Genomic DNA, 23709 nt, shown 5'->3' with positions numbered 1-23709 from the left:
TTACCTCAACCGATTTTGATGACTGTGTCAGACAGGAATGAAAACTCGGGAACTTCCAGATTGGATGGTGCTGGACCCTTACGGATACGACCTGCCACATCATAGTGCGAACCGTGGCAAGGACAGAAATAACCGTCAAACTCGCCCTTAACTTCACCAGCAGCTGCGCCAAGTGGAATACAGCCCAAATGCGTACATACGCCAAGGGTAACCAGCCAGTTTTCTTTACCATCCACAGTACGGTCTGCCAGCGTTTGCGGGTCACGCATTTGCTGAGTGTCGCCCTTTTTCGCTTCTGCAATCTCGCTCGCTGTCAGATTACGGATAAAAACAGGACGTTTGCGCCATGTCGTTTTGATAGCTTGCCCCGGTGTGATGGCAGAAACATCAATTTCAACCGATGCCAGTGCCAGAACATCCGAGGATGGTGCCATTTGCGATACCAGCGGATAGACCGTCGCTGCTCCGCCAACACCGGCAAAACTAATAGCGGCAATATGGATAAAATCGCGGCGACGCACGCCGTCTCCGGTATTTTCAGTGTTATCGCCCGATGCGACGTCACCATTATCTTTGACAATCTGATCAGTCATAAACGTACCCAGTATAATCCTGTTCGTTATTTCACAACTTCGTGCCTGCCCCTATAATGCTTTGTCAGACAATGTCATTCGCATTTTGTGCATGGCATATTCATATAAACGCGCGCCTGATAAACCGAAAACAGATCAATTGCCAACAGGCTTTGCAACAATTGTCCATAGACCTATGAATGTAGGGAATGATATAAAGTTCCCTGTGAAGGAAAAAATGGTGCGTCTTGCCCTCTATCAACCTGATATTGCTGGAAATACTGGTACGATGATCCGTATGTGCGCCTGCTTTGGTGTCGCAACGGACATTATCGAACCTTGCGGATTTCCTTTGGGAGACCGGCAATTGAAACGCGCGGTCATGGATTATGACCAGCATGCACAAATATCTCGTCACCGCGATTGGGAAACATTTCTGTCGGATCAGGCAACAGATTCGCGGGTCATCCTGCTCAGCAGCAAAGCCAAAACATCGCTCTATGATTTTGCATTTTCTGATAATGACATATTGTTAATGGGGTCAGAAAGCGCCGGTGTGCCAGAACATGTGACGAATCAAGTATATGAGGCTGTGACCATCCCGATGACAGCAGGGCCACGATCACTCAATGTCGCAATAGCAGCGGCAATAGCAATGGGCGAAGCATTGCGTCAAACAACCAAATAGCGCTGCATTAAACTATCACCGCGTCCCAGATAAACATAATTTTCAGCGGCCGATTGTTTGTCGAGCGTGATTGACGTCTAAGCGTGGCAACGTTAATTGACATTGATCAAAGACAGGGGTTTCGACGCTGACTAAACAGGGTTGCAGCTGATCGTCTAAACTGTTGGCGACACACAATTGCCCCGCTGGATATGAAAGAGATATTATGTCGCAATGGAATGAACAGAAGCAGCTGGCCCGCAACTGGTTTGAAAGCCTGCGTGACCAGATTTGTACTGCTTTTGAAACCATAGAGACAGAAGCGGGAAGCGATGCCAGCTTTCAATATACGCCATGGGACCGGACTGAAGAAGATGGCAGCCCTGGCGGCGGCGGCGTGCAAGGTCTGATCAAGGGTAAGGTTTTTGAAAAAGCAGGGGTTAATGTTTCCACGGTTGAAGGCCGCTTTAGCGAGGAATTTGCCAAGCAAATAAATGGAGCGGCAGAAGACCCGCGCTTTTTTGCCACGGGTATTTCTCTGGTTGCGCATATGGCTAACCCGCATGCGCCTGCAGTGCATATGAATACGCGCTTCCTGATCACGCAAAAGGCATGGTTTGGCGGCGGCGCTGACCTTAATCCCCCTTTGCCGCGTGATGAGGACACTGCAGAATTTCATGCGCGAATGAAGACGGCGTGTGATGCGCATGATCCGGAATATTATGCCAAATATAAAAAATGGGCTGATGACTATTTTTATATACCGCATCGCAAAGTGCATCGCGGGGTTGGCGGTATTTTCTACGATCATCTGGAATGCGATACAGAGGCTGCTTTTGAACGCAATTTTGCCTTTACTCAGGATGTCGGCAAAGCGTTTCTTGATATCTTTCCGCAATTGGTGCGCCGCCGAATGAATGAAGATTTCAATGAAGAGGATAAGCGCCAACAGCTCATTTATCGTGGCCGCTATGCCGAATTTAATCTGGTCTATGATCGCGGCACGACATTTGGCCTGAAAACAGGTGGCAATGTCGACGCTATTCTTATGAGCCTGCCTCCCTTAGCGGTTTGGGAATGACATCAGACACTATCGGCGTTCCTAATCCGGTGGATAGCAGAACCCCTGTCCCACCGGGCCATATCACATCTGTCATAACCCATTTGGAAATGACCCGGCGCCCGAAACGTGTAGCACTGCCGGACACCATATTGACCATGCGCAAAGCCGCAAATCTGTCTGTCACCGAATACCAAAGTCTTTTCCGCCTGATCGGTGCGCCATGGCTATGGTTTGGTCGGCTTTGCCAGTCCGAGGAATCGCTTGCCACGCTTTTGGCCAATCCGGCCATACCTCTTTATATCATTGAAGACCGCAAAAGAGAGATTGCCGGCATGTTGGAGCTGGACTTTTACCAAAAGGGCATGTGCGAGATTGTCTATCTCGGTCTCGTGCCATCGCTAAATGGCAAAGGCTTGGGCAAATGGCTGATGGCACAATGTCTTATGCTGGCATGGGCTGGCCAAAAAGACTTGCCACCAATCGAACGTATATGGTTGAAGACCTGTACATTGGACCATCCAGCCGCATTATCCTTTTATCGCAAACAGGGTTTTACCCCCTTTGCGCAAGAGATTGAGATTTACCCTGATCCACGCCTGACAGGGCATCTGCCGATGGACAGCGCACCGCAAATACCGATCTTCCAGCCGTAAATATGTGCAGTCTCAAATATGCTGGCAAGACCAACCTTTAATGCCAATCTGACTTTTAGCCAAAAACATCATCTATCTGTTCTTCATCCACCAAAGCACCGCCAGCCAGCTGAACATAAATGCCTGAGAAAATCATATTATATAACAACATATAGGCTAGGGTGAAGGGGTAGATAATCGACTGTTCGGCATAAGAAAAACCCGCCGCACTTAAGATCGCAACTATAAGAGCGACAAAGAAATAGATCACTATCCAAGCCAGCGATATCAGCAAAAGATACGCCATTAACTTCAAAGTGCTGCCCTTGGTCATAGACCAGGAACGGCCCAAGGCCCAAAAGGGGTTTAACCTGCGCTCTGCTGCCATGGCCGGACCTGCAAGACCGAAACGTGCAGGAATGAAGAGACCCAGCACGATGAAAAATGCAAAATATACGATAACAGCCAAAACAATGAGACCAACAGACAAATTCTCTAAGCCAGACAAAATGTCAAAATTATCAGTAAACCCGCCCATAGCAGCTACGATGGCAAGAACCGCAAAACCAAATATTATGGCTAACACCAAATAGATTAAAATCATCATACCGACTACAGGGAAAGCCGCCTTCCACCCATAGATAAGGCTGGTAACAAAATCGGCACGAAACCCGTCAACACAATGGCGGAAAATAGCCATGACTGCCGCGCAATAAGCAAGTCCGAAGAACATCAGGAAAATAAAAGCGGCAACAAATCCTACTGGTCCGGCCAACCCAGTTTCAATAGCATCGAACATATCAATGCCACTGAACAGAGCAAAAGACATAATGACAATCAGCGCGACGAGCACAAGGGCAGAAACCAGTGCTAAAAAGATACTGGCCAATCCGCTTTCACGCAGTTGATCCATGGTTGCACGAAAAGCCGCGCTTATACGAAAACCAGACATATTTCCCCCTTGTCTGTTTATCAATCAACACTCATGCTTGGCTAAGGTCATTCAAGTGCATAGACTCCGCTGTCTAGCCAAAAGTGTCCGTTAAATCCTCTGTCATTGGTCCGCGCAGCTCTTGGTACAGTCCTACTGTAACGGCTATATTGAAGGCCGTAATCACGCCGCCAAATAATGCACTAATGACTAGCCCTATCGTTTCTCCAAGGAGGCCAGCAATGCCCTCAACCAAAAGGCTGACAACTAGTATCACAATACCAATAATAAAGAGATAGACGAAGATCATGATAGAATTGCCCTTGGTCAGGTTCCAAGACGCTTTCATGGCCTCGATAGGATTGGTCACTTTTTCCGCGACCATAATCGGCGCTGCAAGGCAGAATTTTAACGCAAAATATAACCCTGGAAGGATCAACAGCGTCAACCCTATCAACGTGGCTAGGCCTGTTAATAAGCTCAGTAAAAAATAGAATAGCAATAAAGAGAAAGCGATCCCAATCGCCTGCCCCACTGTCGGGCGCGTTTTGTCCAGCAGGATGACCAATATGGTCAATGTACCAATAAACGTAACAACAACCAGCAGTATGAACCATAAGGAATATTGTTGGTAAAACACTGAAAAGGCTTCAATAAAGTCCTCTATTTTTGTTGCATCCTCAAGCAGTGCATCCAGCTGTTGTCCATTTGCGGTTATAAAACCAACAATCAATTGCGGGATAACAAAAAACACGCCAGCAACAGCCAATAACAGCTGTAAATTATCCATGAACAATTCACGTGCACGTTCAAATGCACTGCTAAGATCCAGCTTACGTTCCATATTAGCCCCCTTTGCCCAATGATAACAGATTATCGATTTTGTTTTCTATGCCTCGCGCCTATATTGCAAAAATGGGTAATGATGACCAGATGATTTATGACAGCCGCGGAAATACGCAAAATATAGCCGGTGATCGCATTGCCGCGCCAGTGTGGAAAACAAGTACAGGCCACACAGCCTATCCTGATGCTTTCTCTGCTATGGAAGAACGTAATCAGGCAGTTCAGCAAGGACGTGCCGAAGAACTGATCTGGCTGTTGGAGCACCCTGCATTATATACTGCGGGCACCAGTGCCGACCCCGCAGAATTATTGACCTCGCACTTCCCGGTTTATGAAACAGGCCGCGGCGGGCGCTATACCTATCACGGGCCGGGCCAGCGTGTTGGCTATCTTATGCTTAACCTCAACAAAAGGGGCCGCGATGTACGGCATTTTGTCCATAGTCTTGAGGCATGGTTGATCGACACATTGGGTGATCTGGGTATCACAGCTTGGCGTGCAGAGGGACGCGTTGGCATATGGACCCGCAATCTAATAGGCGAAGAGGCAAAAATCGGCGCCATTGGCATCCGGGTGCGCAAATGGGTGACAATGCACGGATTTGCCGTGAATATTGACCCGGACCTTAGCCATTTTGGCGGTATCGTGCCGTGCGGGATCGCGGAATATCCAGTGACCAGCATGGCCGATTTGGGTTTGGATATTTCAATGCAGCAATTTGATGCAGCCTTACAGACACGTTGCGATGGATTTTTGCGAACACTTCAGCAATAAGCGCTTATGACCATTTCCATATATGGGCCGGAACTATGATAGATATCGCCGCTAAATGCAAAATTCTCCCTGCTGCTCTTGCCATATTGGCACTGTCTGCATGCGGTGACGGTGCAGCGCCTGAAGGAGAAGTCAGCGAGACTGTCTTGGGCGATATTGATGTGCTGGAAGGCAGTGCTTCTGATGCCATGATTACGGTTGATGAATTTGACAGTGGTGACAACCCAGCGCCCGCCCAAAGCGATGCAGATAACGCAACAGCTGCTCCCGCCACTGAAGGCGATGCTGCACCAAATGCTGAAAGCGATAGTGACGCCGGCGCGACAACCATCCGCCCCCGTAATAGTGCACCTGCGGCCGATAGTGGCGATGATACTGCAGACACTGGCGTTTGAACCAAGAGCAATTTACGCTTTATAGGGTGTAGTGTCCTCAACAGCTGCATCAGCAAAACCCTGTTTACGCAAGCGGCATGAGTCGCACAATCCGCAGGCCATGCCATCTTCCGACGGGTCATAACAGGACCAGCTCATCGCCGGATCAAGCCCCAAGCGCTTTGCCTCAGCGGCAATCTGCGCTTTGGTCATATATTGCAGCGGCGTATTGATGGTAAAGTGGCTGGCCTCACCCATATCTTGATCGCCTGCCTTGGTGGCCAGTTCGGCAAGTTCACCAAATTTGGCAATAAATTCGGGCCGACAGTCCGGATAGCCGGAATAATCCAATGCATTGACGCCGATAAAAATATTCTGGGCATTCACTGCCTCTGCCCATGCGAGTGTGAGCGACAGAAAAACCAGATTGCGCGCAGGCACATAGGTGACGGGAATATCATCTCCCACGCCGGTCTTGGGGACGGAAATATCTGCGGTAAGCGCGGAACCGCCAAATTGGCGCAAATCAAGCGGCAATATAATATGCTTTTCAAGGCCAAGATGCGCAGCGATATTTTGTGCAGCCGCAATCTCAACCCGGTGGCGTTGGTTATAATCAATGGTCAGGGCAAAAACGCGAAAACCCTGCTCCTTGGCCAAAGCCGCACAGACCATCGAATCAAGTCCGCCAGATAGCAGCACGACAGCGGGCACATCTTTGTGCGGTTTTATGTCTTCGGATTCGCTCATGCCAACGCCCTAAACAAGGCATGAAGACGGTGCAAGCATAGGCTAAACAAGGTGCAGCGCAGCGTGTGATTTTGATTGGAGAAAATTTGGGGGCACTCCGCGGAGTACCCCCAAGGGCAGGCATAGAACCTGAAAGGGAGGAAAGCGCACCGTCAAACGGTACATATTTCTTATAGGGAAACACGGTTAACAAATGGCTAACCATGAATGGTTTTGATTATGCCAGAGCGCGGCAATTCCAGCATCTATTGCTATTTAGGGCTCGAGCAAAGTGTCCTGAGCAACATCTAACAGATCGGGATAGTCTGACGTAAAGTGCAGACCTCTGCTTTCCTTACGATCCAATGCGGAGCGCACAATCAACCCAGCGACTTCAACCAAATTGCGCAGCTCAATCAAATCAGCCGTAACGCGGAAATTGCCGTAATAATCTTCAACTTCACTGGCCAGCAATTTGACCCGGTTATTCGCGCGTTCCAGTCTTTTGGTCGTACGGACAATGCCAACATAATCCCACATGAAACGGCGGATCTCGCGCCAATTATGCTGCACCACAACCTCTTCATCAGAATCGGTAACGCGGCTTTCGTCCCAAGGCTGCACCTTTGGGGGCGTAGACATATCGTTCCAGTTTTCCAAAATGTCATTGGCGGCGGCATCACCAAACACAAAGCACTCCAACAGGCTGTTCGAAGCCAATCGATTGGCACCATGAAGGCCGGACTCGCTCACTTCACCGGCTGCATAAAGACCGGGCAGGTCCGTACGACCTTTTAGGTCGATCAATACGCCGCCACAGGTGTAATGCTGGGCAGGTACCACAGGTATCGGCTCCTGAGTGATATCAATACCCAGCCCCATGAGTTTTTCATAAATTGTCGGGAAATGGCCCTTCACAAATTCCGGCGGCTTATGGCTGATATCAAGATGAACATAGTCCAGACCCAGCCGCTTAATCTCATGGTCAATGGCGCGTGCGACAACATCCCGCGGTGCCAGCTCCATACGATCATCAAAATCGCCCATGAAACGATAACCAGGCTGGCCTTTTTCTTTGGCAGGGATCAGCAAATGGCCGCCCTCACCGCGCACTGCCTCTGTAATCAGAAAGTTTTTCACCTCCAGATTATAGAGGCATGTTGGGTGAAACTGCATCATCTCCATATTGGAGACGCGCGCGCCTGCGCGCCACGCCATGGCAATGCCATCACCCGTTGCGCCGCGCGGTGATGTTGAGAATAAATATGTCCGACCCGCCCCGCCGGTCGCCAAGATAGTGGCTGGCGCAGTGATCGCTTCAACCCGCCCCGTCTGGCGGTTTAATGCATAACAGCCCCAGACCCGCTGTTCGCCCGTTGGCTGCTCTAAATGGCGATCCAGTATCAGATCAACCGCCACCATATCGGGCACCATGGTGATATTCGGATTGGCATTGGCAGCGCGTTCCAGCGCTTCCTGCACGGCCCAGCCGGTGGCATCATCAACATGCACTATACGGCGATGGCTGTGCCCACCTTCCCGCGTCAGGTGTAAATCATCATCGCCTTCGCGGTTAAATGGCACGCCATATTGTATCAGCCGATCAATCGACTGCGGCGCATTTTCGACGACAAATTCCACTGTCTCTCGCCGATTTAGGCCAGCACCCGCCACCATGGTGTCTTCAATATGGCTGTCAAATGTATCGCCCGGTTCCAGCACCGCCGCAATGCCGCCTTGCGCCCAAGCGGTAGAGCCATCTGAAATAGCGCCTTTGGCCAAGACCAGCACCTTATGCTCGCTCGCCAAGGTAATCGCCGCAGACAGTCCGGCCGCACCAGAACCAATGATCAGGACGTCGTAATCCTCCGTGTATGCCATCTCACGCCTTAGCCCGTGTAAGGTTGAGAAACACGTCTTCCAGATCGGCTTCTTGCGTGGTCACATCAACAATTTCCACACCAGCAGCCTGCACCGTGGTCAGCACTTGCCCGGCATTTGTCGTGTCTTTGTCATACGTGATTTTCAGTGTGTTGGCGTCGCTTTGCTCAACTTTTTCAAACAATGGGTCGCTTGGCAAAGTGGTGATCGGCGCGGCCGTGCTGACGACAATGATTTTCTCTCGCGCCATACCGACCAGCTTTGCTGTATCCTCCAGCGCAATCATTTCACCATGATTGATAATACCAATACGGTCACATAATTGTTCAGCCTCTTCCAGATAATGGGTGGTCAAAACAATAGTCACGCCCTGCGCATTCAATGCGCGTACATAGTCCCAAAGCTGTTGACGCAATTCAATATCAACGCCTGCCGTCGGCTCGTCCAGCACCAATATGGGCGGCGAATGAACCATTGCCTTGGCCACCAATAAGCGGCGTTTCATGCCGCCGGACAGGCTGCGGGCATAGGCATTTGCCTTATCCTCCAGCCGCACCGCGCGCAGCAATTCCATGGTTTTGCGTTTGTCTTTGGGCACGCCATATAAACCGGCCTGCACTTCCAGCACTTCGGCAGGAGAGAAAAACGGATCAAACACTATTTCCTGCGGCACAATGCCGATGGAAACCTTTGCATTGCGGGGATTGGCATCAATATCAAAGCCCCAGATAGAGGCATTGCCCGCACTTTTGTTGACCAGACCGGCCAGAATATTGATCATGGTGGACTTGCCCGCGCCATTGGGGCCAAGCAGACCAAAAATCTCTCCGCGGCGGACCGTCAGGCTGACATTATCCAGCGCCTTTTTGGGTGGCTCTGTTCCCGAACCTGCATAGATTTTGCTCATATTACTAATGGCAATCGCCGCTTCGGTCATTTGCAGTCCTTATTTGTGGCTGTGAGAAAGCCAGCCAACCATATCCCAATCACCAGAGCTTTAGACGTCATAGACCGGTTGCGGCAAGTGCCTTTGAGAATAGGGGCGAAGGTAAAATGTAACGACCATCTTTAGAGTGGACAAAGCCACATTTTTACGTTCAATTAACCATATTTAACAACCGAAATGACAAGCCTGCATGTCATTATGCTGTGATGTTAGTTCTGTCCTATATTATGCGCGGCCACACGGTCTATAAACATATGTCTTTGCTAGGCATCATAGTCATTGCGCATTTGCTGTCCGCAGCACCTGTTTATGCACAATCTAACGGTCGCATAAATGTCGACATAATGACTCCTGTCATAGTGCAAAATGACGGTGCAATGGACTTCGGTACAATCATACCCGGAACAGGGCTTAGCCGCCTGCGCATTGATCCGGACACCGGCGTTCTGACAGTTTTTAGCGGCAATGCCACAATTGTGGGCGGCACAGTAAGCCGTGCGACCTTTACCGTCAGCGGTGATGCTAATGAACGTGTACGTATAACCCTCAGCCAGAATCGCGTTGATTTAACCCGTGTCGGCGGAACCGAGACCATGCGCTTGAACAGGTTCCGTCTGGATGGTGGCCGCAACAGATTTCTTGATGCCACTGGCACGGCGCAATTTGCAGTGGGAGGACAGATACGCGTCGCCGCAAATCAGGCAGCCGGCGTCTATCAGGGCAGCTTTGCACTAACGGTCGATTATTTCTGAAATTCCAATAGAAAAACCGAATCAGCTAACGCGCCGATAAGCGGTCCATTTCGCATGCAACAGATTCTGCCTATGAATGGCCTGTGCTTACCCAGAAAGTAACTATAGCGAAACGACCAACTGCCCCAGACTGTCGACAAGAACCATCGTGGCGGGTTTCTGTTCATATATTTGACAGTAATTGGCCACTATTATTAGGGTGTTGATTTTATAGGGTTTCCCCCCTGTTTTCCCTATAATGTCAATTATCGCCTTTGGGTGATATTGCGCGTCACACCGCATACCGCCCCCGTCTCACTGCCCCTGAGACGGGGGATTTTATTATCATCACCATTGCTCATACCGGATATAGAAAATTCCTAATTCACAATAAGGTGATTTATTTCCTTCAGCCCCTTGGGTTTGTGCCAATATATGGCTAGATACTGGGCATGACAGCTCCCACTCGTATCGTCTCATGGAATATCAACAGCGTAAGGTTCCGGCTGGAACTGGTGCAGGATTTCATCAAGGAATTTGCGCCGGATATTTTGTGTCTGCAGGAAACGAAGGTCGTTGACGATCTTTTCCCCCTGGAATCATTTCGTGAACTCGGTTTTGAGCATCACGCTTTGCACGGCCAGCCTATGCATCATGGTGTCGCTATATTGAGCAAATTGCCGCTAACCAATGTGACGCGTAATGACTGGCAGGCCAATGGCGAAGCACGTCATGTTGGGGTGACAATAGAGGGGCCAGCCGGAAAGACGGTACGGCTTGAAAATGTATATATCCCCGCTGGAGGAGATATACCCGATCGTGAGAAAAATCCGAAATTTGGCCAAAAACTCGACTTTCTGAACCGCATGACCGATTGGTCCGAAACCATTGATCAACCAACAATTCTGGTTGGTGACTTTAATGTTGCGCCTTTGGAAAGCGATGTGTGGAACCATAAACAATTGCTGAAAGTCGTATCCCACACGCCCATTGAGGTGGAGCATCTTGATCAGCTAAAGGCTGCGCATGGTTGGTGCGATCTCGGGCGCAAATTCTACCCTGCCCCGCAGCGCCTTTACAGCTGGTGGAGCTACCGCGCCAAAGATTGGGCAAAATCAGACCGTGGCCGCCGCCTCGACCATGTCTGGTCATCACCCGAATTGGAACAAAGTGCCGTATCGCACGAGGTTGCGGAAAAATGCCGGTCATGGGTGAAGCCATCTGACCACGCCCCGCTCATCACCGAGTTTGCCATCTAATGACCAATGCTGGTTCAGGTGAGCCGGATGCGCAAGGCACGCATAGCCGGTTGGCCGAGATCAACACAGCGCGGGCACTGGACGGGTTGCAACGCGGCTGGCCGGTACGGATTACGGCAGGCGATAACACACTCACGCTAATGGCCGCTGAAACCGCTTTCGCAGCGATACCAGGCGCGACGCAGACCATGCTAATTTCTGCAGCACGTGCCGCGACATTGAAAATCATCAACCAACGCGACGCAGCAACGGCGCATGCGCCGGTTATGATTAGCCTGCCTAAAGCTGCCACCGCGCAATATGCCATGGCCATTGCCAACCCGGCCAGCGATATGCGTTTCCCGATGAAAGGGCCATTTTACGCAGCGCCTCTGCCTAGCCAATCCGCCAGTGAGGCAGCAATGGAATTGGCGCGCCATGCGGGAATATTACCGGCCTTTCTGGTTCTTGATAACGGCTATAATGTGCCCGAGCTAAACTGCATAAATGCAGCCGATGTCGCGGCCTATGCCGATGCGCATCAACTGGTCATTGCTGCGCAGGCGCATTTGCCCGTATCGGTCGATAGCAAGGCTGAAATCATCGCTTTTCGTTCAGCCGCAGATCACCGCGAACATATTGCCCTTGTGGTCGGCAATCGCGATGCCTCGCCGCCGCTTGTACGTCTGCATAGCGAGTGCCTGACCGGTGACATATTGGGTAGCCTGAAATGCGATTGCGGCCCACAGCTTGACGCTGCTCTCACCAGCATATCTGGCGCACAATGGGGCATATTACTGTATTTGCGGCAGGAAGGCCGCGCTATCGGGCTGATCAACAAATTGCGCGCCTATCAATTGCAGGATCAAGGCTTTGATACAGTTGAGGCCAATAACCGGCTGGGTTTTGCCACTGATGCCCGCGATTTTGGCGTTGCAGCGCAGATGCTCAAACTTTTGGGAGCAGAGCAAATTCGGTTGCTCACCAACAATCCTGACAAAGTTGCCAGACTAGAAGAAAATGGCGTGACAATTGCCGAACGTCTCGCGCTTATCACGCCTGACAATCCGCATAACAAACGCTATCTTGATACCAAAAGGGACCGTACAGGACATATTCTTTAGTCGGAGCCAATCGGCCGCAAGCTAAGCGGTAACAGAGAGTTTTTCTGACAATTCTTCGCTGGTAATATTGCCTGCTGCAATATCTTCTGCCTCTGTTGCAGCAGTAGCAAGCGCCTTTTCCAGCCGCTTCATCCGTGTGCGATCTGTCAGCTTATAGCCCAGCAAGTCGGTGACATAAAATGTATCGACCGCGCGTTCACCCCAGGTTGCGATATGCGCACTGTGAACAATCAACTTAGCGTTAAATAGCCTTTGCGCCAGCCGATGCAGCAGGGCCGGCCTGTCTGCAGCGCTGACCTCAATCACTGTATATTTGTTCGATGCACTATTATCGATCACCACAAAAGGCGTGATTGAAAATGCACTGGTGCGGCTCGCTGGCTGGCGCTTATCAAGCTTTTTGCGCATGGCCATGCGATTGGTCAGCGCATCCTCAATAGCCGATGCCATTCTGGCAATTCTGCTGTCATCAACCAGTGGCTTGCCAAAACTGTCCTGCACCAGAAAATTGTCCAGCGCGATGCCCTGATTGGTGGTGTGAATACGCGCATCAATGATATTGCCACCAGCTGCATGAATACCGCCAGCGATGCGGTAAAACAGGCCCGGATGATCGCCAGTACACACGGTTATCAGCGTTGCCCCACGCTCAGCATTCTCGCTCATCTCTATGGACAGCGGTGTATCATCCAACCTGATAATCTGGCGAATATTGCGCGCGATGACATCAACCGGTTCGGCAATCCAATAGGAACCGCTCAAACTCTCAATCAGCATATCCAGCCGCTTTTGCTCAATATCACTAAGCTCGCCGCGCACCTGCTCTTTCTTTGCCACAATTTTCTGGTCGCGGCCTCTTTGCTTATGACCCAGACGCAGCAATTCTTCTGTCGCATCATAAAGGTTGGTCAGCAATTGCCGCTTCCAGCTGTTCCATACGCCCGGCCCGACAGCGCCAATATCAACAACTGTCAAAATCAGTAGCAATTTCAACCGTTCCAGACTTTTCACCTGACCGGCAAAATCGGCAATGGTTTTGGAATCGGCCAGATCCCGCTTAAATGCCGTGGCAGACATCAACAAATGATGACGCACCAACCATGACACCAATTCTGTTTCTGCTTGGCTAAGCCCCAGACGCGGACACAGCTCCAGCGCAACCTGAGCACCCAGCACGCTATGGTCCCCGCCGCGCCCCTTAGCAATGTCATGCAACAATACAGAAGCCGCCAGCACGCGGTAAGTGGTCAATGTCTTGATTAACTCGCTGACCAATTCATGATCTTCACGCAATGCGCCATTTTTGATCCGTGACAGCAAACCAATGGCGCGAATACTATGTTCATCGACTGTATAATGATGGTACATATCAAACTGCATTTGCGCAACGATACGGCCAAATTCTGGAATGAAGCGCCCGAACACTGTGGATTCATTCATCCAGCGCAACACCTGTTCCGGTGTCTTACCGCTGGTCAAAATATCAAGGAATAATTTGTTGGCCTGCCGATCATCGCGCACGCCCGGCGTATGCAATTTCGCATCGCGCGTAGCCTGCCGCATGGCATTGGGGTGAATCTCCCAGCCAAATTTATCAGCCAAATGAAACATCTCAATCAACCGGACGGGATTCTCTTGAAAAAACCCCGCGCTAGGAATGCTGAGCTTACCGCGCTCCACAGTAAAGCCATTCAGCTTTGCCGGACGGCGAACAATTTTGGGCATATAGCGCCGGCCACGCGCCGCAAAGCGTTCATCAGCCTGAGCGAGGAAAATCCCGGTAAGGTCACCCACTTTTTTGGCGTTGAGAAAATAGAATTGCATGAACCGCTCAACCGCCGATTTGCCGGGCCGATCAGCATAATGCATGCGCGCGGCCACTTCACGTTGCAAATCAAAGGTCAGCCTGTCTTCTGCCCGTCCGGTAATGTCATGCAAATGGCACCGCACTGCCCAAAAGAAATTGGCCGCTCTTCTAAATCCGCGAAATTCTGTCTGGTTGAACAGGCCTTTATCCACCAGCTCTTCAGCACCGCGCGCATTATAGACATATTTGCCGATCCAGTAGAGCGTATGCATATCGCGCAGTCCCCCTTTGCCATCTTTAACATTGGGTTCAACCACATAGCGGCTATCACCCATGCGGACATGGCGTGCGTCGCGTTCTTCCAGCTTGCCAGCAATGAATGCGCGCTCACTCCCATGCTGAACCTCATTGCGAAAGCGTATCGCAGATTCATCATATAGGGCTTTATCGCCCCAGATATAACGGCACTCCAACATGGTTGTACGGATGGTCAAATCTTCTTTGCTAAGCCGCACCATCTCATCAAGTGAACGGCTAGACTGGCCGACCTTCAGCCCCAGATCCCACAGCATATACAAGATGGCTTCAGTTACTTGTTCAACCCAGCTATTTTTGCGCATTGGGGTCAGAAAGGCGATATCAACATCGCTGTGCGGCGCCATTTCCCCGCGTCCATATCCACCAACTGCCGCCAGTGCCATGCGCTCACCAGCAGTGCGGTTATTTTCCGGATAGATATAGGTTACGGCATAATCATAAATTATGCGGACCAGCTGATCAACCAGAAAGCTCTGTGCCGCGGCGCAGCTATGCCCATCTGTCGGCTGCTCCAGCAACCGCCGTGCAATTTCTGCCCGCCCCTTATCCAGCGCGTCACGCAGCAATGTTACGATATGTGACCGCGCACCATCGCCATGCTCGCCAACCAGTCGGGATATCTGATCCGACAAAAGCGCACGGTGAATAATTTCACGCCGGTTGGGGACATCAGCAATCATGCGCGTGTCAGGATAATCAGATCACCCACCCGCTTCAACCACGGCTGTATATTTCTTGCGCAGAGTGACTTTATCAATCTTTTCCGTGCCCAATTTTGGCAGGGCAGCATCAGCAACCCAGAACCGCGCAGGGATTTTGAAAGGCGCCAATTTGGTTTTCAAAAATTCGCGCAATTCTTCCTCGCTCACATTGCGGCCAGCCTTGGCATAATAGGTTGCGCCGGGCACTTCGCCAAAGCGCTCATCCGGCAGGCCAAAGACGCACGCTTCTGCAATATCATCATGGGCATAAATGGCAGCTTCAACCTCGATACAGCTGATATTCTCGCCGCCGCGGATAACAATATCCTTTTTGCGATCAACGATGAACAAATAGCCTTCATCATCCAGATAGCCCAGATCACCTGTGCGGAAATATCCATCGGGCATGATCGCGGACTTGGTTGCGTCCTCATTATTCCAATAACCAAGGAAATTACAGACAGAGCGAATGGAGACTTCGCCAACCTCACCGTCTGGCAATGGCTTGCCATCATCGTCCAATATCGCCAGATCGACCAACGGACGCGATGCAGTGCCCGTGCTGTGTGGTTTGGCCATGTAATTTTCGTTGAAGTTGCCGCAGCCAACGCCATTGGTTTCGGTCAAACCATAGCCCAGCAGAGGGAAGGCCCAGTCCATCTCTTCTTTGATACGTTTGACATGATCGACAGGGCGCGGCGCGCCGCCAGCAGCAAAGGCGGTACAGCTGGTTAAATCATATTTGTGCCGCTCAGGATGCGTTGCCAGTTCATAACTCATCAGCGGCACGCCAACAAAATAGCTGACTTTCTCCTGTTCAATAAGTTTCATGGCATTTTGAGCATCCCATTTTGGCATCAGGCACAATTTGCGGCCAATGCCAACGCTTTGCAGCAAGACGGGCACCATAGCAGTCACGTGGAAAAGCGGTACGTTCAGCAATGTTGCGGGCTGTCCTTGAGGCGGCGTGCCTCTTTGCGTCATAATCGCTGCAGCCATAATTGTCTGGGCAATATAGCTAAATGTCCCTTGCACCACACCGCGATGATCAGAATAGGCGCCTTTGGATTGGCCCGTTGAGCCTGATGTGAACAGGATAGTCGCCAGATCATCGCCCGTCAGGGCTGGCAGTTCAACATCTTCACTTGCATCGCCAATAATATTGGCCAGACCTTGCGCAGGCAAAACGTCGTGATCGAAGATAATAATTTTCGCATTTTCAACCGATTCCAGATCGGCAATACGCGCTGCACGCTGCGCATCTGCTAACACTAAGGAACATTCAACATTGTTGATGCCATGGGCCAATTCTTCGCCTTGCCACCAGCCATTGAGCAAGGTGGCCACGCCGCCAGACATTAATATGCCGAAGAAATTGATGATCCAATTGGCCGAATTGCGCGCTGCGATACCAACACGATCGCCTTTTTGCAGGCCATGATGCGCTATCAAACCCTGCGCAACACGCTTTGAGGCGGCATAGGTTTCAGCAAAACTCAGACGGATATCGCCATCAATCAGAAACTCGGCATCGCCATGCTGTGCGCAGAAATGGGCGAAATAATGTGACATAGCAGGCGGCGCAGCAGCCAGCATGGGCAGATCCTGACCATATTTTTGATAGGGTATTGTGGCCAATTGCCCGCCTTCTGCAGTTAGCGAGTCCATAATGGTCTGCATCATCTGGTCTAGTTCGGTCGCCATTTTTATATCTCTCCACTTGGTCTTCGCCGCTTCTGTGACTATGAAACTATTTGCTATCACATTGTCGCGGGGAATCACCTTGATTTTTACACTTCTGTCAACAAGCACAGAATTTGTCCGATTTGAAGAGCTTGGTTTGTCCAAAACACTGCTCGAAATTGGTTGGTTTCAACTGCGCTGGTATTCTTTGGCTTATCTGGCCGGTATTTTGATCGGCTATTGGTATCTGACCCGCCTTATTAAACAGCCTGGTGCACCACTAGCACAGCGCCACGCCGATGATTTCATTCTTTTTGCAACATTTGGCGTTATCGCTGGCGGCCGGCTTGGCTATGCACTTTTTTACAAGCCTGACCTGTTCATCCGCTTTGATGGCGAGGGCTTAATAAGCTATCAGCTCTTAAGGCTGCATGATGGCGGTATGTCCTTACATGGTGGCGTTTTGGGTGTGATGATCGCCATCTGGTATATGACTCGCAAAGAAAACCTCTCTTATCTGCGGTTTTGCGATTATATTGCCTGTGTCATTCCGTTTGGCCTGCTATTTGGACGATTGGCCAATTTCATAAATGGCGAGCTATGGGGCAGGCCGACCGATGTGCCATGGGCCATTATCTTTACAGATACCGACCCGGCTGCACTGCCGCGCCATCCTAGCCAGCTATATGAAGCAGCAAGCGAAGGCTTGTTGATGATGTTCATTCTGTACATTCTTTTCTGGCACACACGGGCACGCTATAAGCCGGGCATGCTGTTCGGCACCGCTGCTGTGGTCTATGGAATAAGCCGGTTCACAATAGAATTTTTCCGCAATCCGGATTCCCATTTGATCGAATTTGCCGAACGTACCGGCCTGAGCATGGGGCAATGGCTAACTGTGCCGATGGTGCTGGTCGGTCTGTACTTTGTGATCACTGCCGCCAGCCGCGAAAAGCAGCCCCCTATCGCGACGCAGGCGGCATAGTCGTTCCATGGCTGGTGATCTAACCCGTACATTGTCCCGCTTGATTGAAAGCACAGGCCCTATATCTCTCTCGCATTTTATGGGTGAGGCCAATACCCATTATTATTCCAGCCGCGATCCTTTGGGCAGTGATGGCGACTTCACCACGGCACCAGAAATCAGCCAGATGTTTGGTGAAATGGTGGGCATATGGCTCGCCGATATGTGGCTGCGCAGCAATGGGCAAAGCGACAAAGATATGGATTTGCCAAGCAATCGTCCCGCTTATGTCGAGCTTGGCCCCGGGCGCGGTACGCTCGCTAATGATGCTCTGCGCACCATGGCGCAATTTAATGTCGCGCCAGAGGTGCATTTCATAGAAGGCAGCCCTGTATTGCGCGAAATGCAGTCCGCCGTCAGACCTGACGCAACATGGCATGACAGTGTAGAAACTCTGCCCAATGACCGGCCATTGCTGATCGTCGCCAATGAATTTTTTGATGCATTGCCTATCCGTCAACTTGTCGCAACCCATGCCGGTTGGCGCGAACGTGTGGTGGTCAGGGACGGTGAACATTTCATGCCGCTGCCAGGTTCCCGTCCTATGGATGCAGCTGTTCCAGAAACCTTTGCCAATGCACCGGCTGGCAGCATATTGGAAACCTGCCCCGCGGCGAGCGGTATAGCCTTTGAAATTGCCGGTCGGCTCGCGGCTCAAGGCGGTGTCTTGCTGGTCATTGACTATGGCTATGAACAGGATCGTCTTGGCAGCAGCTTACAGGCCGTGTGGAAGCATGACAAAGTCGACCCATTTGTCGATCCGGGTGAACGTGATCTCACCGCCCATGTCAACTTTGCTGAACTTGCCCGTATGGCTCAGGCACGTGATGCGCATATCGATGGCCCTGTCGATCAAGGCGCTTTTCTGAAAGCCTTGGGCATAGAAGCACGCGCCAATTTGCTGATGGAATCGGCAGCAGACCAGCAAGACACTATCTCGCAAGCATTGCAGCGACTGGTTGATGACGACCAAATGGGCTCTTTGTTCAAAGTCATGGCCGTGCGTTCGGCTGGATGGCCAGAACCAGAAGGTTTTGGCAAAGCATAGGCGCCTTTATGGGCAAGGTCATTGGCAGGCTGGCCGACCATCACAACAAAGCAATGATGCACAAATAGCCGTTACATAGGCCTTAAATCTGGCCTTAAATCTGGCCTTTTACCCAAGTACCTACATCAGCGGCTATGCTGTTGGCCGCATCATTCAAGGCTTCGCCAACAAGCCCTGGCTCCACAGCAGAAACGGGCGCTGTAGCGCGGAACCTGCGACTAGATACACTGCCATCAGCAGCCCGCAGCAAAGCATCATAGGTTGCAACAGCGCGCCCGCTATCGGCATCATAGCCAAACTCTGCCAATGTCCCGCTCAATTGCAGTGCATCTGCAGCAGTCCCTTCATCGGCAGACAGGACTAGCCGGTTGGTTTGAGCCGATAGACTTTCCTTGAGCAATGCCAGAAATAATCGCGACGGCTTATCTGCCCAAAATGCCTGCTGCACATAGGCGATGGACGTATCATTGACCTGAACGGGCACTCTTATCCCATCCAATAATCGCGGAGTGTTCGGCAAACTGACCACCAATGGCGCGCCATTTTGGGTGCTGAGTTCCGCATTATCAGCAATGCTATTTGCCGCGCGTAATGTCAGCAGCGCACTGGGTGGTTCCCCACCAGCGCCAATACTGACGCAACCAGGGAGTGCCAATAAGGGAACCATGACAAGAGCCAGCGCACCGCGCCGCAATTGAGAGGATGTTCTGGGCTTCACCATTTTCGCAGGCGCGATTATCGTCATATCGGTCATGGCTCATATTCCGGTAGTGGCGGAGCAGACAGCAATGACGCCGCTCCTTCGTCGTTAATGCGTTCAGTCAAAGAGGTCAGCGCCGCCGATGTTTCGCGCAGATCACGGATCAATGCTTCTGTTTGCGGCAAGGTTGTGTCTGACAGTTTCTTCAACCCTGGCTGCGCGGTTTTTGCCGTCGCTTGCAGCTCATTCAATGCCGTTTGCGCAGAGGCCAGAGTCTTGCGCAGCTCTGCAGATATTGCTGAGCCCTCTTTGCCGAGCAAGCCATTCGCATTGTCCGCCAGTGCGCCATATTTATCCAGTGTTGACTGTGCCGTTAGCAGAGTTCCTTGCAATTCCTTCAATGTGGTCCCGATTTGTGGTGACTGGTCAGCCAATGACTCGGTCAGGCGCGCACTTTCTTTCAGCAATTTTTCAATCGATTGCTGGTTTTGCGGAGACAAGGTTGACGTCAACCTTTCGGTCAATGTCGCCAAACGTTCAATCAGGAGAGGCGCACTGTTTAACAATTCACCTAATGCGCCCGGCTTAGTTGGAATAACCGGAACACCCTCAGGCCCGGGATTCGCAATTGGCTTTTGCCCTTTTAACGCCCCATCCAGTTGAATTTGCGGTGGGGCTGTAAAACTAACGCTTTGTATCGTAGCCGTTGTACCTTGTAATATAGGTACATTTTCATCAACCGCGATCCGCACACGGACAAATTCCGGGTCTTTCTCCCATAGCTGTACCTCTGTGACCTGTCCTGCATTCACCCCTGAAAAGGCAACGCCAGAACCGACAGCAAGGCCTGCAACGGATTGTTTGAAGAAAATATCATATTCTTTATCTGTGCCGTCACCAAAACGCGCTATCCAGACGATGAAAATTGCCAGTCCGGCCAACAGCGCAAGCGTGATAGCGCCTACCCAAATATGATTTGCTCGCGTTTCCATGACCGTCAGTCTAACCTCTCATCGCCAGATTCATAGTCTAATTGATGCTCTCGTTCTTGTGCGCTTTTTGCTGCTCGTCCGCGTGGACCGTTAAAATATTCCTGTATCCAAGGATGATCAAGCGCCAGTAATTCATCTATCGTGCCGACTGCAATCACCTTTTTGTCAGCCAAAACCGCAACCCGATCACAAATCTCATGCAAAGTGTCCAGATCGTGCGTGATAAGAAAAACCGTCAGGCCCAATGTTTGCTTCAAATTCAGGGTCAATTGGTCAAAGGCCGCCGCCCCGATAGGGTCTAATCCCGCCGTTGGCTCGTCAAGAAACAGCAATTCAGGGTCAAGCGCCAGTGCGCGCGCCAGTCCTGCACGTTTCTTCATACCTCCAGACAATTCTGCAGGATATTTACAAGCAGCGCTTGCTGGCAAGCCGCTCAGAACAACCTTGTACAAGGCCATTTCGTGCCGCAATTGCTGCGATATCTCTGGGTAGAATTGCTTGACCGGCACATTGATATTTTCCGCCACGGTCAAGGTAGAGAAAAGCGCGCCGCCTTGGAACAAAACGCCCCATCGCCGCCGGATACCGAGATAATCATCAGGGTTGCCATGCACGGCACTTCCCAACACTTCAATACTGCCTTCATCAGGGGTTTGCAGCCCGATAATAGAGCGCATCAAAACAGATTTGCCTGTGCCCGATCCGCCGACAACGCCAATAATTTCCCCCCGATAAACATCAAGGTCGAGCCCGTCATGTACAACTTGCTTATCAAAGCTGTTGCGCAAACCGCGGATCGAAATAACCGGTTCGACCATCAGCCCCACCCAACCCAAGTGAAAAACACTGCGAAAAAGGCATCCAGAACGAACACCATGAAAATGGCCTGCACAACTGCAGATGTTGTTTTCAAACCGACATTTTCGGCGCTGCCAGACACCAACATCCCCTGATAACAGCCAGACAATGCCACAATAGCACCGAATACAGGCGCTTTAATGAGACCAACCCATAGGTCATGAAGCGGCACCACCTGCTGAATAGTCGTCACAAATGTCGCTATGGGAATATCGAGGACGATCGCGCACAAAACAGCGCCGCCGACCATTGATACCATGGAGGCAAAAAAGCCCAATAGTGGCATCATCAAAACCGCTGCCATAACGCGCGGTAAGACAAGTGCTTCCATCGGAGATACGCCAATGGTGCGCATTGCGTCCACTTCTTCAGTTAGCTTCATCGTTCCGATTTGTGCCGCAAATGCAGAGCCTGAGCGTCCCGCAACCATGATAGCCGTCATCAAAACGCCCAATTCGCGCAAGGTAAGCCGCCCCACCAGATTGACTGTAAAAATTTCCGCGCCAAATTGTCTGAGCTGAACCGCGCCCTGCTGCGCGATCACAATACCGATCAGGAAGCTCATCAGGCCGATAATGCCCAATGCGGAAACGCCCACCAGCTCAAAATGACGAACCATGGCACGAAAGCGGAAACTGCGCGGATTGCGCAATACTGATAGGCTGGCCGCCAGCAAACTGCCGATAAAGCCAATAAGCCCTAAAATACTAGAAAAAGCATCGGCCACCGCGCCGCCAACATCATTCAATATCCGCAGCGGCGCAATAAGCTGCGGTGCGCGCACCTCACCCGGTTCATCGGCCGCACCAATGGCGGATATAAGCTGCGCCGCTTCGTCCGAAGCGCCAATAATAGCCGCTTGATGGTCACGGCTTAGGCGGTGAACTATCCACGCGCCAACCGTATCAACACTCTGTACATTACCAAGATCAATGACATCTACAGCGCTATCAATAGCACGGAGATCTTGGTCCAAATTGCCCAATGACATAATGTCCAACTTGCCGGAAAAACGCAGAGCCTGTCCATGCTCCTGATCGTCTTCTAAAATAAAGTCGGCAGTGTGTTCCATCCATGTTACATGCGGCATATCATTATTTTTCACAAGGCCTTATCGACCCTCCAGATATTGCAAATGATCTTTTCAAGGAATTGTTATAAATGCGCAATCTTGTGATTTATGATATGGACAAAACCATTACCCGCAAAGCTACCTATAGTGCGTTCTTGCTCCACATGGCACGCACAAAGGCACCTTGGCGTCTTGTCTTTATTCCGGTTTCGGCTGTATTTGGGTGCGCCTATTTACTGCGTCTGCTCAGCCGCGAACGACTGAAAGAATACAACCAGATGCTGTTCCTTGGGCGCTCTGCAAAACCGCAACCCATATCAGGTGCGATCAACAGCTATGCTGACAAGGTTCTGGGCAACAACTGCATGGCCCAAGCGCGTGCCCAAATCGCGCACGACAAAGCAGAGGGCTGCACTATCTTGATGGCCACCGCTTCTTATGAATTATACGCACAGGCAATAGGCAGCAAAATTGGCTGTGATGACGTGCTGGGCACGAAACTGAAACTAGATAATCTTGGACATATATTGGCCGATATTGATGGCGATAATTGCTATGGGGAGGCGAAGCTGGTGCGCATTCAGCAATGGTTGAGCGAACATGGTGGTGCGGAAAGCTGGAACATCTTGCGCTGCTATTCAGACCATGTTTCGGATACCCCCATGCTGGAACTGGCGCGTGAGCCTGTTGCAGTGAACCCGCATGCACCGCTTAAAGCCATGGCAGAGCAAAGGGGGTGGCGCATAGCTCTCTGGTCATAAATGCTTTTATTTACGCGCCAATATGCGGCCAGCGCTGAGCTACCGCGATATATGATAGATCCTTGTACTTTATCGCACGGCGCTGTCATATCATCCTAAACACATGTTTTTCATCGCGAATAAACATGTGCCTGTCGATACAGCCTTGCCATAATATGTATAGGCACTGCTTATGCGGCATCGCAAATCTGGACCTAGGCAAATTTTAGCATTATCTGCATATTCTAGTCCCAATAT

23 protein-coding genes are annotated in these 23709 nt (G+C 51.0%); 11 read left to right on the top strand and 12 right to left on the bottom strand.

Going from position 1 to position 23709, the window contains the following annotated elements; translation table 11 throughout:
- Window positions 1-5 precede the first annotated feature (5 nt).
- Window positions 6-593 (bottom strand): ubiquinol-cytochrome c reductase iron-sulfur subunit, encoded by a 588-nt coding sequence (petA, locus tag ACR9YC_RS01285; RefSeq protein WP_438728926.1) that lies wholly within the window; start codon window positions 591-593, stop codon window positions 6-8.
- 220 nt (window positions 594-813) lie between these two features.
- On the opposite strand from petA, the gene ACR9YC_RS01280 reads away from it, so the two are divergent.
- The 3 genes from ACR9YC_RS01280 (at window position 814) to ACR9YC_RS01270 (ending at window position 2955) form a co-directional block, all read left to right on the top strand.
- Window positions 814-1260 (top strand): tRNA (cytidine(34)-2'-O)-methyltransferase, encoded by a 447-nt coding sequence (locus ACR9YC_RS01280; protein ID WP_438731918.1) that lies wholly within the window; start codon window positions 814-816, stop codon window positions 1258-1260.
- A 205-nt stretch (window positions 1261-1465) separates the two neighbouring features.
- Window positions 1466-2320: an oxygen-dependent coproporphyrinogen oxidase gene (gene hemF / locus ACR9YC_RS01275; protein WP_438728924.1), complete on the top strand. Its 855-nt coding sequence runs from the start codon at window positions 1466-1468 to the stop codon at window positions 2318-2320.
- Window positions 2317-2955: a GNAT family N-acetyltransferase gene (locus tag ACR9YC_RS01270; protein WP_438728923.1), complete on the top strand. Its 639-nt coding sequence runs from the start codon at window positions 2317-2319 to the stop codon at window positions 2953-2955. The genes hemF and ACR9YC_RS01270 overlap by 4 nt, the downstream gene beginning before the upstream one ends.
- 55 nt (window positions 2956-3010) lie before the next feature.
- Here the strand turns inward: ACR9YC_RS01270 and ACR9YC_RS01265 are convergent, their stop codons facing one another.
- Window positions 3011-3886: a hypothetical protein gene (locus tag ACR9YC_RS01265; RefSeq protein WP_438728921.1), complete on the bottom strand. Its 876-nt coding sequence runs from the start codon at window positions 3884-3886 to the stop codon at window positions 3011-3013.
- 73 nt (window positions 3887-3959) lie between these two features.
- Window positions 3960-4709: a glycerophosphoryl diester phosphodiesterase membrane domain-containing protein gene (locus ACR9YC_RS01260; RefSeq protein WP_438728919.1), complete on the bottom strand. Its 750-nt coding sequence runs from the start codon at window positions 4707-4709 to the stop codon at window positions 3960-3962.
- Window positions 4710-4909: 200 nt separating this feature from the next.
- Between ACR9YC_RS01260 and lipB the strand changes: the two genes are divergently transcribed.
- A complete protein-coding gene (gene lipB / locus ACR9YC_RS01255) occupies window positions 4910-5485 on the top strand; it encodes a lipoyl(octanoyl) transferase LipB (protein ID WP_438731915.1) in 576 nt (191 codons plus the stop codon).
- Between the two features lie 35 nt (window positions 5486-5520).
- Entirely contained in the window at window positions 5521-5880 is a 360-nt protein-coding gene (locus tag ACR9YC_RS01250; RefSeq protein WP_438728917.1) for a hypothetical protein, read from the top strand.
- Between the two features lie 12 nt (window positions 5881-5892).
- Here the strand turns inward: ACR9YC_RS01250 and queC are convergent, their stop codons facing one another.
- The 3 genes from queC to ACR9YC_RS01235 form a co-directional block, all read right to left on the bottom strand.
- Complete coding sequence (gene queC, locus ACR9YC_RS01245) at window positions 5893-6609, bottom strand: 7-cyano-7-deazaguanine synthase QueC (protein ID WP_438728914.1); 717 nt, start codon at window positions 6607-6609, stop codon at window positions 5893-5895.
- A 255-nt stretch (window positions 6610-6864) separates the two neighbouring features.
- Window positions 6865-8469, bottom strand: coding sequence for an L-aspartate oxidase (nadB, locus tag ACR9YC_RS01240; RefSeq protein ID WP_438728912.1), 1605 nt, complete (start codon window positions 8467-8469; stop codon window positions 6865-6867).
- Window position 8470: 1 nt separating this feature from the next.
- A complete protein-coding gene (locus tag ACR9YC_RS01235) occupies window positions 8471-9406 on the bottom strand; it encodes an ABC transporter ATP-binding protein (protein WP_438728910.1) in 936 nt (311 codons plus the stop codon).
- A gap of 353 nt (window positions 9407-9759) precedes the next feature.
- Here ACR9YC_RS01235 and ACR9YC_RS01230 point away from each other — a divergent pair, with 353 nt between their 5' ends.
- The 3 genes from ACR9YC_RS01230 (at window position 9760) to ribA (ending at window position 12508) form a co-directional block, all read left to right on the top strand.
- Entirely contained in the window at window positions 9760-10167 is a 408-nt protein-coding gene (locus tag ACR9YC_RS01230) for a DUF4402 domain-containing protein (RefSeq protein ID WP_438728908.1), read from the top strand.
- Between the two features lie 431 nt (window positions 10168-10598).
- Window positions 10599-11405 carry an exodeoxyribonuclease III gene (locus tag ACR9YC_RS01225; protein WP_438728906.1) on the top strand — a complete coding sequence of 269 codons (807 nt, stop codon included), beginning with the start codon at window positions 10599-10601 and terminating at the stop codon, window positions 11403-11405.
- A 50-nt stretch (window positions 11406-11455) separates the two neighbouring features.
- Complete coding sequence (gene ribA / locus ACR9YC_RS01220) at window positions 11456-12508, top strand: GTP cyclohydrolase II (RefSeq protein ID WP_438731912.1); 1053 nt, start codon at window positions 11456-11458, stop codon at window positions 12506-12508.
- Window positions 12509-12529: 21 nt separating this feature from the next.
- Here ribA and ACR9YC_RS01215 read toward each other — a convergent pair whose 3' ends face one another.
- Both ACR9YC_RS01215 and ACR9YC_RS01210 read right to left on the bottom strand, forming a co-directional pair.
- On the bottom strand, window positions 12530-15313 hold the full coding sequence (locus ACR9YC_RS01215; RefSeq protein ID WP_438728904.1) for a [protein-PII] uridylyltransferase: 2784 nt from the start codon (window positions 15311-15313) through the stop codon (window positions 12530-12532).
- Between the two features lie 21 nt (window positions 15314-15334).
- Window positions 15335-17038: a class I adenylate-forming enzyme family protein gene (locus ACR9YC_RS01210; RefSeq protein WP_438728902.1), complete on the bottom strand. Its 1704-nt coding sequence runs from the start codon at window positions 17036-17038 to the stop codon at window positions 15335-15337.
- Window positions 17039-17117: 79 nt separating this feature from the next.
- On the opposite strand from ACR9YC_RS01210, the gene lgt reads away from it, so the two are divergent.
- Together lgt and ACR9YC_RS01200 are read left to right on the top strand one after the other, a co-directional pair.
- Entirely contained in the window at window positions 17118-18002 is an 885-nt protein-coding gene (lgt, locus tag ACR9YC_RS01205; RefSeq protein ID WP_438728900.1) for a prolipoprotein diacylglyceryl transferase, read from the top strand.
- A 7-nt stretch (window positions 18003-18009) separates the two neighbouring features.
- The gene (locus tag ACR9YC_RS01200; protein ID WP_438728898.1) at window positions 18010-19089 is read left to right on the top strand and encodes a class I SAM-dependent methyltransferase; all 1080 of its coding nucleotides are present in this window, start codon (window positions 18010-18012) and stop codon (window positions 19087-19089) included.
- 94 nt (window positions 19090-19183) lie between these two features.
- On the opposite strand, the gene ACR9YC_RS01195 is transcribed toward ACR9YC_RS01200, so the two are convergent.
- From ACR9YC_RS01195 to ACR9YC_RS01180, 4 genes are read right to left on the bottom strand one after another with little or no spacing between them, the layout of a single operon-like run.
- On the bottom strand, window positions 19184-19843 hold the full coding sequence (locus ACR9YC_RS01195) for an ABC-type transport auxiliary lipoprotein family protein (protein WP_438728895.1): 660 nt from the start codon (window positions 19841-19843) through the stop codon (window positions 19184-19186).
- Window positions 19840-20781: an MlaD family protein gene (locus ACR9YC_RS01190; RefSeq protein WP_438728893.1), complete on the bottom strand. Its 942-nt coding sequence runs from the start codon at window positions 20779-20781 to the stop codon at window positions 19840-19842. The genes ACR9YC_RS01195 and ACR9YC_RS01190 overlap by 4 nt, the downstream gene beginning before the upstream one ends.
- 5 nt (window positions 20782-20786) lie before the next feature.
- Window positions 20787-21599, bottom strand: coding sequence for an ABC transporter ATP-binding protein (locus tag ACR9YC_RS01185; RefSeq protein ID WP_438728891.1), 813 nt, complete (start codon window positions 21597-21599; stop codon window positions 20787-20789).
- Entirely contained in the window at window positions 21599-22711 is a 1113-nt protein-coding gene (locus ACR9YC_RS01180; protein ID WP_438731909.1) for an MlaE family lipid ABC transporter permease subunit, read from the bottom strand. Before ACR9YC_RS01180 ends, ACR9YC_RS01185 begins: the two co-directional genes overlap by 1 nt.
- A gap of 89 nt (window positions 22712-22800) precedes the next feature.
- Here ACR9YC_RS01180 and ACR9YC_RS01175 point away from each other — a divergent pair, with 89 nt between their 5' ends.
- Window positions 22801-23472 carry an HAD family hydrolase gene (locus tag ACR9YC_RS01175; protein ID WP_438728889.1) on the top strand — a complete coding sequence of 224 codons (672 nt, stop codon included), beginning with the start codon at window positions 22801-22803 and terminating at the stop codon, window positions 23470-23472.
- Window positions 23473-23709 lie beyond the last annotated feature (237 nt).

The organism is Parasphingorhabdus sp. DH2-15, assembly GCF_051668705.1.
Classification (GTDB): Bacteria; Pseudomonadota; Alphaproteobacteria; order Sphingomonadales; family Sphingomonadaceae; genus Alterisphingorhabdus.
The sequence above is the reverse complement of the archived record's forward strand: the minus strand, read 5'-3'. Positions and strand labels throughout refer to the sequence as shown.